13 protein-coding genes are annotated in these 11,761 nt (G+C 47.5%); 2 read left to right on the top strand and 11 right to left on the bottom strand.

Translation table 11 applies throughout. The features are described from left to right. Nucleotides 1-18: 18 nt before the first annotated feature. From acpP to BM099_RS06770, 6 genes are all read right to left on the bottom strand, one after another. Nucleotides 19-252 carry an acyl carrier protein gene (gene acpP, locus BM099_RS06795; protein WP_090726035.1) on the bottom strand — a complete coding sequence of 78 codons (234 nt, stop codon included), beginning with the start codon at nucleotides 250-252 and terminating at the stop codon, nucleotides 19-21. 166 nt (nucleotides 253-418) lie between these two features. After that, nucleotides 419-1,162, bottom strand: a complete 744-nt coding sequence (fabG, locus tag BM099_RS06790) for a 3-oxoacyl-ACP reductase FabG (RefSeq protein WP_090726033.1) — start codon at nucleotides 1,160-1,162, stop codon at nucleotides 419-421. Between the two features lie 17 nt (nucleotides 1,163-1,179). Beyond that, on the bottom strand, nucleotides 1,180-2,112 hold the full coding sequence (gene fabD, locus BM099_RS06785; protein ID WP_090726032.1) for an ACP S-malonyltransferase: 933 nt from the start codon (nucleotides 2,110-2,112) through the stop codon (nucleotides 1,180-1,182). 95 nt (nucleotides 2,113-2,207) lie between these two features. Further along, complete coding sequence (gene plsX / locus BM099_RS06780; protein WP_198064138.1) at nucleotides 2,208-3,242, bottom strand: phosphate acyltransferase PlsX; 1,035 nt, start codon at nucleotides 3,240-3,242, stop codon at nucleotides 2,208-2,210. A gap of 5 nt (nucleotides 3,243-3,247) precedes the next feature. Next, a complete protein-coding gene (rpmF, locus tag BM099_RS06775; protein WP_090726028.1) occupies nucleotides 3,248-3,427 on the bottom strand; it encodes a 50S ribosomal protein L32 in 180 nt (59 codons plus the stop codon). 18 nt (nucleotides 3,428-3,445) lie between these two features. Continuing rightward, nucleotides 3,446-3,967, bottom strand: a complete 522-nt coding sequence (locus BM099_RS06770) for a YceD family protein (protein WP_090726026.1) — start codon at nucleotides 3,965-3,967, stop codon at nucleotides 3,446-3,448. Nucleotides 3,968-4,088: 121 nt separating this feature from the next. On the opposite strand from BM099_RS06770, the gene BM099_RS06765 reads away from it, so the two are divergent. Beyond that, the gene (locus tag BM099_RS06765; protein ID WP_090726024.1) at nucleotides 4,089-4,667 is read left to right on the top strand and encodes a Maf family protein; all 579 of its coding nucleotides are present in this window, start codon (nucleotides 4,089-4,091) and stop codon (nucleotides 4,665-4,667) included. A 203-nt stretch (nucleotides 4,668-4,870) separates the two neighbouring features. Here the strand turns inward: BM099_RS06765 and BM099_RS06760 are convergent, their stop codons facing one another. The 5 genes from BM099_RS06760 to paaN all read right to left on the bottom strand — a co-directional run bounded on the left by BM099_RS06760 (nucleotide 4,871) and on the right by paaN (nucleotide 10,120). Beyond that, nucleotides 4,871-5,887, bottom strand: coding sequence for a S49 family peptidase (locus BM099_RS06760; RefSeq protein ID WP_244889925.1), 1,017 nt, complete (start codon nucleotides 5,885-5,887; stop codon nucleotides 4,871-4,873). Further along, on the bottom strand, nucleotides 5,884-6,546 hold the full coding sequence (locus tag BM099_RS06755; protein WP_090726019.1) for an HAD-IA family hydrolase: 663 nt from the start codon (nucleotides 6,544-6,546) through the stop codon (nucleotides 5,884-5,886). The genes BM099_RS06760 and BM099_RS06755 overlap by 4 nt, the downstream gene beginning before the upstream one ends. A gap of 249 nt (nucleotides 6,547-6,795) precedes the next feature. Continuing rightward, the gene (locus tag BM099_RS06750) at nucleotides 6,796-7,539 is read right to left on the bottom strand and encodes an SDR family oxidoreductase (protein WP_090726017.1); all 744 of its coding nucleotides are present in this window, start codon (nucleotides 7,537-7,539) and stop codon (nucleotides 6,796-6,798) included. A gap of 15 nt (nucleotides 7,540-7,554) precedes the next feature. Further along, nucleotides 7,555-8,370: an enoyl-CoA hydratase-related protein gene (locus tag BM099_RS06745; RefSeq protein ID WP_090726015.1), complete on the bottom strand. Its 816-nt coding sequence runs from the start codon at nucleotides 8,368-8,370 to the stop codon at nucleotides 7,555-7,557. 61 nt (nucleotides 8,371-8,431) lie between these two features. Next, nucleotides 8,432-10,120, bottom strand: a complete 1,689-nt coding sequence (paaN, locus tag BM099_RS06740) for a phenylacetic acid degradation protein PaaN (protein WP_198064137.1) — start codon at nucleotides 10,118-10,120, stop codon at nucleotides 8,432-8,434. Nucleotides 10,121-10,522: 402 nt separating this feature from the next. On the opposite strand from paaN, the gene BM099_RS06735 reads away from it, so the two are divergent. Beyond that, entirely contained in the window at nucleotides 10,523-11,755 is a 1,233-nt protein-coding gene (locus tag BM099_RS06735; protein ID WP_090726013.1) for a Bcr/CflA family multidrug efflux MFS transporter, read from the top strand. Nucleotides 11,756-11,761: the final 6 nt, after the last annotated feature.

The following is an 11,761-nucleotide window of genomic DNA, read 5'->3' as shown; positions in this document are numbered from 1 at the left end:
TAATCTAATACGGTTCGATTACTGATGAGCAGTTACGTAATCGATTGCCAGCTGAACAGTCGTAATCTTTTCAGCTTCCTCATCTGGAATCTCAGTTTCAAACTCTTCTTCAAGAGCCATTACCAGCTCAACAGTGTCGAGGGAATCTGCACCCAGATCTTCAACGAAGGAAGCAGCGTTGGTTACTTCTTCTTCTTTAACACCCAACTGTTCCGCAATGATTTTCTTAACGCGCTCTTCAATATTGCTCATAGCTCTTCCTATCTTCTTATCAACCCTTCACACCGAAGGTATGAAATCGTGATTTTATTAGAACCCACCTGTACATAGCAAGCAGGCATTTTAAATTCATTTCAGCTGACGGCCAATTATCAACATATTATCGAAAAAAACAATTCCTAAAATCAAATTGTCTGATTTAGCTCATGTACATGCCACCATTGACCTGAATTGACTCCCCGGTAACATAGGCTCCTCCCTCACTTGCAAGAAAACCTACGACCGACGCAATCTCTTCAGGGCGCCCCAGACGATTCATCGGAATCTGCGACTGCAAAGCCGCTTTCTGCTCTTCTGGAAGCCCACTGGTCATATCGGTATCAATAAACCCCGGCGCAACACAGTTAACCGTAATATTACGCGAACCAATTTCACGCGCAAGCGCTCGTGTAAAACCTTCCATGCCCGATTTTGCAGCAGCATAGTTAGCCTGGCCAGCATTACCCATTGACGCGACAACTGAACTGACGCTGATAATACGCCCCCAGCGAGCTTTTGTCATACCCCTGAGACAACCTTTAACAACACGATATACCGATGTTAGGTTCGTATTCAATACCGAATCCCACTCATCATCTTTCATGCGTAACATTATATTATCACGGGTGATGCCTGCATTATTCACTAAAATCGCGACAGCACCAAATTCGTCCTGAACGGCTTTAATAACCACGTCTACAGATTCGCTTGACGACACATCCAGCGTTATACCTTTACCGCTAATACCCGCTTGCCGGAGATACTCAGTAATTGAACCCGCACCTGAGTCGCTGGTTGCGGTACCAACCACAATAGCACCCTGGCGCCCCAACTCTAACGCTATCGCTTTACCAATTCCACGTGTAGCACCAGTAACAAGGGCTATTTTGCCTTCAATACTCATTCCAATATCCTTTTCTGTCACAATACCAAAGCAGCTTCAAGACCCGCAGAATCATTAATTGCTTTCAAAACCAGCGGTTTATGAATCTTCTTATTCAACCCAGACAATACCTTGCCAGGACCGCACTCGATAGTCGCCTCTACACCCTGAGCCACCATAGCCTGAACACTATCGGTCCATAAAACCGGGCTATATAACTGAGCCAGCAAATTAGAGATCAACTGCTCTTCATTGTCCGGCTGCGATGCAGACACATTTTGAATAACGGGGATTTCGGGCATGACAATAGTGATATTTGCCAAAGCATCTGCCAATTTCTCAGCAGCAGGCTTCATTAAAGAACAATGAGACGGCACACTGACAGGCAAAGGAATAGCACGCTTAGCACCCGCCTCTTTACAGGCGACAATCGCCCGCTCTACCGCCTCTTTCTCACCCGCAATAACAACTTGCCCCGGGCAGTTATAATTAACCGGAGAAACCACTTGCCCCTGCTGAGCAACCTGACAACTCGCCAGAATGGCATCATCAGCCAAGCCAAGAATAGCGGCCATGGCACCCGTACCGGCCGGTACAGCTTGCTGCATGTACTCGCCACGCAATCTTACCAAAGTAACCGCATCGCTAAACTTAATCGCACCCGAACATACCAGCGCCGTATACTCACCCAAACTATGCCCAGCCATGATCGCAGGCTTTGCTCCGCCTTTTTCAAGCCATAAACGCCACAAAGCCACGCCTGCTACCAACAATGCAGGCTGAGTTCTGTCGGTTTGATTCAGATCAGCTTCCGGGCCATTCTGCACCAGTTCCCATAAATCATAACCAAGAACAGCTGAAGCTTCGGCAAATGTATTTTGGATTATTGGATTTTCAGCAGCTAATTCAGCCAGCATACCTACCTGCTGGGAACCCTGCCCAGGAAAAACAAAAGCAAAAGACTGCGACATAAATGCCCTCAACTCGCTAAAATCTGATAAACAGCATAACCTTCGTTATGCCAAAAAAGTGTGTAGTTTACAATATTGCCAGAAAATATGAACGCCTAATCACTTCGAGACGACAGGTAGCCCGACAAACGCTCACTTATTCTTCCCGGAACGTTTTGCAAAACCTCCGCAATAGCACGATCCAGCGCATAGCCAAAACATCGCTGATCTGCACTTCCGTGACTTTTAATAACGATACCTTGCAGCCCCAGTAACGTTGCGCCATTGCGCCTTGAAGGGTCCAGCTGAACCTGAATCTCCTTTAAGACAGGGCGCGCCAATATCGCTAAAAAACGACGATATAAATTACGCGTAAAACCGAGCCGGACTCTGCGAGAGATCAGACGAGCCAAACCCTCGCTACTTTTCAGCGTAACATTGCCGACAAAGCCGTCACAAACAACAATATCAGCCTTACCGGCAAACACATCGTTTCCTTCAACATAACCGATGTAGTTAAGCCCCTCCTGCTGACGAACAAGATCATTTGCAAGCCTCACTTGCTCATTGCCTTTAACCATCTCCTCACCAACATTCAGCAAACCAATCGTAGGTTGAGGCTTATTATCAACTGCCTCAACCATCACACTGGCCATGATCGCAAACTGCAACAGATGCGCCGCACTAGAATCCACATTTGCGCCTAAATCCAGCATATAACAATGGCCATTCATGGTAGGCACTGAAGCAATAATAGCGGGCCGCTCAATGCCGGGCAGCATCTTCAGGGTCAGCCGCCCAAACGCCATCAAAGCACCCGTATTACCTCCACTGACGCATGCATCCGCCTGCTTTTCAGCGACCGCTTTAACCGCAAGGCCCATTGATGAGTTCTGCCGATGACGAATAGCCGATGATGGCTTTTCATCCATAGAAACCGAGTCACCAGAGGGCACAAGCACCAGCCTGGACATGATAGATTCAACAAACCGCTGTTTTGACAATAGGCTTTCTAACTGATCAATTTCGCCAATCAGTAAGATTTTAAGATAAGGATAACGTTCTAATGCGGAAAGGCATGCAGGGAGGATTACGTGGGGACCGAAGTCCCCACCCATCGCATCAACCGAGAGAGTGACGCGATTCAACAACGATATTATTCGCTATCTTGATTTACAACCTGACGGCCGCGGTAGAAACCGTCAGCTGTCACTTGGTGACGACGGTGAACTTCACCTGTCGTTGCGTCTACAGATAATGTCGGACCAGTCAAAGCATCGTGGGAACGACGCATATCGCGACGTGAACGAGACTTTTTGCTTTTCTGTACTGCCATGGTGAGTTAACTCCTAAATCATTTCTTATTGGCCTTAAGCTGGGCCAATACTCTAAACGGGTTCGGTTTTTCATTTTTTGGCTCTTCAGCCATATCCGCATCACCGAATTGGGTTTGAATACTACAATCTGCATGGTATGGAACTAACGGCAGACTGAGAATCAACTCCTCTTCAATGACGTGCAATAGCTCGATCTCTTCGTCCTCAACGATCAATGGATCATAATAGCGAGGCAGTTGCTTTGCCTTCTCCTCATTGAACGCGATAGCCAGATTGAACTCAGCCTGGACATCGACTTCGACCGCTTCCAGGCAACGCTGACACGTCATGTGAACATGACCTTTGGCATCACCTGTTATAATACGAATCCTTCGTTCATCCAGCGAAAAAAGTAGATTGACATCAATAACATCACCATCTTGACACAGATAGGATCTTACTCGTGGCATCTCTTTTACACTGACCTGACCGGCAATTCGGACTTCCCGCTCAGCAAGCTTTCGCGGATCAACTATTTTCGGTATGTTACCGTACGACATAAGCGCGCAATTCTAGGGCCCAGCGGCCCTCCTGTCAAAGGAAAATGAGGTTTCGTTCTTAAAAACGTTTACTATTTTACGCGTTTGCACATCAATAGATAAGTCCTTCAGGAAAAGAAACATGCAACCACTGGTTTTAGCCTCCAGCTCACCTTACCGTCGCGCCCTTTTAGACAAGCTTCAACTGCCCTATCGCTGCCATAGCCCGAACATTGACGAGAGCCGGCATCCCGGTGAAACGCCGCAACATCTGGTGATGAGACTTGCTGAAGAAAAAGCACGCGCCGTTGCCATAAACCACCCCGGTAGCATTATTATCGGCTCCGATCAGGCGGCTGTACTCAATGAACACGTGATGGGAAAACCAGGCAGCAAAGAAAAAGCCATTCAACAACTACAACAAGTTTCAGGCAAGCGTGTCACTTTTCTGACAGGCTTATCAGTCATGGATACGCGTAACACCACAATTCAAACAGAGGTCATTCCTTATCATGTGTACTTTCGCCTCCTTAACACAAAGATGATAGAAAACTATATCGACAAAGAGAATCCACTGGATTGCGCCGGCAGTTTCAAATCTGAAGGGCTTGGAATAGCTTTATTTGAAAGACTGGAAGGCGATGACCCTAACGCACTGGTAGGCTTACCGCTGATCTGTTTAACAAGCATGCTCCTTAACTGTGGTATATCTGCGATATGACATAACTGCCCGGACTCTTAACAAGAGGCTTTTAACAAAAGGCTCTGAAAACCAGGACTCTTCAACCGAGCGATTAAAGCCCGCACTATAAAAAAGGGGCTGTATAAACAGCCCCTTTTTAGTATTAGTAGTCCCTTTTGGATGCCTATATAGGCCCGCTAGAGCAGCTCCTCTGCAGCCCCTCTATAATCCAGAGCTGCTCCTTAGCGCAATGAATAGCCGCTCGTCAAACCCATCTGAGCCGCCAAGGTCTTACCAAATGAGACGCCGAATTTTTCAATCACTTTATCCAATGGAGACATTTTAGAAGAATAATCAATAAGCTTTTCCTGGCCAACAATCTCCCGAGCCACGAAACTGGTACTTCCCAAGCCATCAATCAAGCCTTTTCCAACAGCCTGCTCCCCCGTCCACACCAACCCGGTAAACAGATCAGGTGCGTCAACCAACCTATCGCCACGACCTTTTTTCACCTGATCAATAAACTGCTGATGCGTTGTATCCAAAACCGATTGCCAAAATACTTTATCGCTCTCTTTCATCGGACTGAAGGGATCAAGAAACCCCTTATTTTCGCCCGCCGTCATAGCACGGCGCTCGACACCGACTTTATCCATCAGGTCAACGAAACCAAACCCACCCGAAACAACCCCGATAGAACCTACAAGACTGGCTTTATCGGCATAAATTGCATCCGCCGCTGCGGCAATATAGTAGGCACCAGAGGCACCGATATCCATAATCACGGCATACACTGGCTTAGCCGGATATAAAGCACGTAAGCGCTTTATCTCATCATAAACATAACCAGATTGCACCGGACTGCCACCAGGACTATTAATACGTAAAATCACAGCCTTAGCTTTATCTTCTTTAAACGCATCGCGCAGAGACCAGATAATACTATCCGCATTGGCAGCATCATCGGCAGAGATGGGACCAGTAATTTCGATAACAGCCGTATGCTCGCCTGTTTTGCCTGGCAAGTCACTTGTAAAAGACGTATTAAAATAATAGATGCCTAAAATAGCGATCAGATACGCAAAGGTCAGGGCTTTAAAAAAGATTCCCCAGCGCCGCGCCCTGCGCTGCTCAACAAACAATCCATTGAGCATTTTCTCAATCAGCTTCCACTCTTTGCCAGCACCCTTGCTCGCCGCTTTTTCTAACGTTTTATCCAACGCTTCATCCTTTTCTTCATCCCAATGATTTTCACTCACACCGCTTCTCCTGATTTCAAATCCAGCCATTCCTCCAGATCTGGAAAGGCATGCATTTCCAGAACAGGATTATATTGCTTCAAACGATTTATATGGTGCGCGCCATAGCTCACAGCGATGGTATCCATGCCGGCCTTAACACCCATTTTCAGATCAAATTCTGTGTCACCAATCATCACGGCATCGTCGGCAGAGATTCCGCTCGCTATTAAGATCTCTTCCAGCATATGAGGATGCGGCTTAGAGGTTGTTTCATCGGCACAGCGGGTAATTTCAAATAACCAGCCCAGACCCGTATCGGCTAACACACGATCCAGGCCATGCCGGCTTTTACCCGTAGCAACAGCGAGCCGATAACCTTTCTTATGAAGACTTTCAAGCGTTTGCTGTACACCAGGAAATAACGATGCAGGCGTGTTATCACCTTCCATATAGTGGTATACATAGCGGTCACGCATCGGCACCAACAGATCACTACTGATACCTGGATACAATGCCTGTATCGCTTCAGGCAGTCCCAATCCGATAATCTCTCTGGCTTCATGATCCTGTAAGTGCCTGAGGTCCAGATCTCTGGCAGCCGACTGCATACTGGATACGATGCGTGCGGTCGAATCAATCACAGTGCCATCCCAGTCAAAAATAAGTAACGAATACACAATAGTTATCCTACAATCCGAAAAATCAACTTACTAAGAAGTATACGACACATATTGGAGACACACGTTCAAAATATAAGAGGCTTAACATTGATAAGCGCCGGACAATAACACAAGCCGGCTTAATACGAGGACATTCGGACTAAAAGATTTTAAAGCGGTCAATAAAAAGGGCGTAAACAGGATGCTTAAACGCCCGCTTACACCCTTAGGTAGAGAAGATTATGTCTGGTGGCAATTACAACGCCATCAGCTTTCCTGAATAACCGGACGAATATGCAACTCACTCACATCTATGTAGTCAGGTTGCGTTATCGCATAAAAAATAGCATTAGCTATATCTTCAGGCTTTAGAATCGCTGAACCTTCGGCGTACATATTAGCCTTTACCGCATCACGAATTTTCTCATGCTGAATGCTATCAGGAAGCTCCGTAGCAACTGCGCCGGGCTGAATATCCGTTACCCTTACACCATAACGAATCGCCTCTTTTCGCAAGGTATCTGAAATAGCACGCACAGCATGCTTGGTTCCGGCATATACCCCGGCGCTGGGGTAGGTTTGGCGAGCCGCAATAGAACTAATATTAACAATATGACCATTTTTACGTTCAGCCATGCCAGAATAAACCGCATGAATAGCGTAAAGCACACCTTTAATATTAACGTCTATCATCTGCTCCCACTCATCAAGCCTCCCTGCCAATATTGGGCTAATAGGCATGGTACCGGCATTATTGATTAAGACATCAACACCGCCTATCGCAGCAAGTTTTTCACCCACAGCAGCCATTCCGGCACGATCAGAAACATCAACAGGCTCTACATTTACAGTAACACCCATTAATCGTAATTCATCTGCCAACAACGCTAAGCGATCTTCACGACGCGCACTCAGCACTAAAGAAACACCTTCGCTAGCCAATCGCCTTGCCGTGGCTTCACCGATACCCGAACTGGCACCGGTAATCCAAACCCTTTTGCCCTTTAGCATGAACAATACTCTCCGTTAACGATGCTTAAAATCCGGCTTACGCTTTTCAGCAAACGCCGTCATACCTTCTTTGCAATCTTCAAATGCAAAGGAAGATGCAAAGTTACGACGCTCAAACGCAAGACCGTCACGCAATGACGCATCCACTCCCATATTGACCGATTCTTTTATCATGTAAACAACCGGACGAGAATATGACGCAATTTTACATGCTGTTTTAAAAGCCACGTCAGCTAGCTCATCGACGGCTACAATACGTGATACCAAGCCGCTACGCTCAGCCTCTTCTGCATCCATCACGCGACCACTAAGACACATCTCCATCGCTTTCGCTTTACCCACAGCCTTGGTCAAACGCTGAGTTCCGCCAGCACCCGGAATAGTACCGATACTCACTTCCGGCTGACCAAATTTTGCAGACTCAGCCGCAATAATAAAGTCGCATGCCATGGTCATCTCACAGCCGCCGCCCAGCGCAAAACCAGCGACCGCCGCAATAACAGGCTTACGCGCCTCATCGATTGCACGCCAGCAGTCACGCTGAATATAGGGAAAATCAGCCATATACAGCTGAGGAAAAGTCAGGTCTTTCATCTCATTAATATCAGCACCCGCAGCAAATACCTTATCACCACCGGTGATAATGATGCAGCCAACCTCTTCTGCTTTTTCCAAGGCGTCAACCGCTTCACCCACTTCACGGGTCAGGGTTTGACTCAATGCATTCATCACCTTAGGGCGATTCAGGGTAATCGTCCCAACGCCCTCTTTGATATCAACCAATATTGTTTCATAATTAACAGTTTCGTAATTAACAGCTTCGTAACTCATACTTATTTTCCTTTGCGACAACCCTTTACAACGACTCTTTACAACAACCAATCCAGACGCATTACGCGTGCCGGCGACTCTGTACGACACGGAAACGATTCGCCACAAAGGCCAAGTCAGACAAGCAGGCATTCGCCGCAGGGTTACAACCGGTTGCATGGAAGTCGCTGTAAGCCGCACTCTGGTTAACGAATACACCGCCGGTCAGGTTGCTGCTCAGCGCCACACCGCCGTCCAGCGCGGCCTCTTCTATCTGTTCCTGAACGCTCTCGTTGGTGGTGTAACACCCGAGTGTAATCGCGCCATGCTGTTTGACGGCCTCTGTCGCCAGTGCGATCGATTCGGCAGTGCTGTCTGTTTTGACCACAAAGCTGATCGGACCAAACAGCTCCTGCATGTAGGTATCTTGCTGATCGGCATCAATGCTCATCAACAAAGGGGAACGTAACCGTGCATTCGGAAAGTGCGGATGCGTCAGGGCTTCAGACTCACGCAGCACCGTGCCGAGTGTTTTGCTGTTGTCGATACGCTCCGCCGTCACCGGCGCCTGGATCGCCCCCAGTACCATGGCCGCGCGTTCCGGATCAGAGAGGAATTTGCTGACAGCGGTGGCGATATCATTGGCGACGTCATCAAAGCTTTTATGCCCCTGGTCGGTGTCAATACCGTCTTTGCTGACAAAGATATCCTGCGGTGTGGTACACATCTGGCCGGAGTATAGGCTCAGGGTGAAGGATAAGTTACGCAGCATGCCTTTGTAGTCGTCTGTGGAGTCGATAATCACGGTGTTCACACCGGCTTTTTCGGTATACACCTGTGCTTGTGTGCAGTTCGTTTCTAACCAGTTACCAAACGGTGTGTTGCCGGTAAAGTCGATCAGTTTAATCTCTTCACGTGTGGCCAGTGCCGCGGTGCCGGGCTTGCTGGCGTCTTCATCAATCACCATCGAAACGATGTGAGCAGGCAGACCGTTTTCGCTGAGAACCTCCTGCGCAATTTTGACACTGATCGCGGCGGGCAGAATGGCAGCCGGATGCGGTTTGACAATCACCGGGTTGCCGGTAATCAGATCAGCAAACATGCCGGGGTAGGTATTCCATGTTGGGAAGGTTGAGCAGCCAATCACCAGGCCAATACCCCGGCCCACGGTGGTGAAGGTTTTATTCAGGACTAACGGGTCCTGTTTACCCTGCGGCTTTGTCCACACCGCACTGGCGGGTGTATGCATCATGGCCGTATAGCCATACGCGACCGCTTCGAGTCCTCGGTCTTGGGCATGTGGGCCACCGGCCTGAAACGCCATCATGAAACCCTGCCCTGAGGTGTGCATCACTGCATAGCCGATCTCAAAGCTGCGTTTGTTAATACGTTCGAGTATTTCCAGACAGATAGCGGCACGGCCTTGCGGGCCAATGTCACGCCAGGCTTTGCGTGCATCCTGCATGGCAGGTAGCAACTGATCCAGATCCACCCGCGGGTATTTGACGTTAAGCTCAATACCATAAGGTGATACTTCAGAACCCGTTTCACCGACGATACCCGGCATATCCAGTGCAAAACTCTGGTTGAGATAGCTTTTAAACGCCGCTTCGCCATCGGCATTGGCGGTTTCGCCATAAGCACGCGGGCTGGGGTTTTCTGGGTAGGGCGTCCAGTAATCACGGGTTTTAATGGCATTAAGGGCGGCGTTCAGTGTGTTCTGGTGCTTGTCTAGTAAGGTAGCAAGCTGAGGCGTCATCACGTAGCTCATGAGGATTCTTTGTCCTTGTTCTGTGTCGGTTCTGTATAGAAAGTTCTATATAGAAAGTTCTGTAGGGGGCTTTTTTATATATTCTTTATATATTTTTTATATGCTCTTTGTACGCACTTTTAAGATAAATGAACCATACACCAAAGCTTATGATACATAAAGAACGTCTTTAGTTATAAATATTGTATCCCTTAACAAAGAACTATAACCTCTGCTTTTCGATTTGCGTGCACCTTCGGCGTTGATGCACGAAGACTTTACTCTGCTTAATAACAAAATAATTTCGGTGTACCTCATCCGCGCTTTTTTTTATTTTGGCAATAATCTTTTGCCAATTTATAGCCTGTTATAACCGACTAACCTTGAGTAAAGTCACCCTCTACACCTGCGAAAGGAATGTTGATGTTTTTACCTACCTCTCTGGCAACCATACTTATTCTTGCCTCTGTTGTTGCTCTGGGGCCTCTATCTACCGATATGTACCTACCAGCTCTGCCAAGGCTAACAACTGAGCTGAATGCCTCTATCGATCAGGTACAAATTACGCTATCCATCTTCTTCGGCGGCTTTGCTGTTGCTCAACTATTATATGGACCTTTGGCCGATCGTTTTGGACGTAAATCAGTTTTACTAGGAGGGCTATTTCTTTTTACGGCAGCGTCCTTTGGTTGCGCAACAGCCACCACAATTGAGGAGCTTATCTTGTTTCGCTTCCTGCAAGCACTTGGCGCTTGTGGCGGTCCGGTACTTGGGCGCACCATGATTCGTGACATATACGGACCGACGCAATCAGCCCGCGTACTCTCGATGATGGGTACTATTATGGCGCTGGCACCGGCCGTTGCACCCATCGTTGGTGGTTATATGCTCTTAGTCTTCAATTGGAGTGCTATTTTTATCTTTTTAGGAGTCTATGGTGCAATTGTCACCCTGATTATCATGTTTAAGGTTCAGGAGTCGCTGCAACCTGAAAATATTAGCAGCCTGCATCCAATGTCCATCTTAAGAAACTATAACCAACTGCTTCACAGTCGTATTTTCCTTGGCTATACACTCTGTTGCAGCTTTATCTTCTCTGGCTTATTTTCTTTTCTTTCTGGGTCATCATTTGTACTAATCGACTTTTTTGGCGTGCCCGAAGCCAATTACGGCTTCTACTTCACGGCCGTTGTTCTCGGCTATATGTCAGGCGCACAATTTAGCCAACGATTTGGATCTCGTTTTGGCATCAATAAAATATTAATCATCGGCACCTCATTTGCTACAGTATCAGGCAGCGCCATGCTGCTAGCTTCTTTACTTGAAATACATAACCTTTATTGGGTGATTGGCTGCCAGGTATTTTTTATGATGGCTGTCGGAATGGTCATGCCGCAGACAATGGCTGGCGCCATGGGACCCTTCTCTAAAATGGCCGGCACCGCCTCCGCATTATTAGGTTTCACTCAATCAGGTATTGCCGCCATTGTTGGCCTCATTGTTGGCCATAACCACTCAGGCACACCCACCGTAATGGCTGCCAGCATATCGCTTATGGGCATCCTCTCTTTAGCCAGTTATTGGCTGATTATCAGACCTGCGACGACTGAAGCTGAAAGTACACTTGGCAAGCTAACGGATAAGGAATTATCCTGAGTTCAA

This window comes from Neptunomonas qingdaonensis (assembly GCF_900113275.1).
GTDB classification, from domain to species: domain Bacteria; phylum Pseudomonadota; class Gammaproteobacteria; order Pseudomonadales; family Balneatricaceae; genus Neptunomonas; species Neptunomonas qingdaonensis.
Note: the sequence above shows the minus strand (reverse complement) of the source record. Positions and strands in the feature narration are given on the sequence as shown.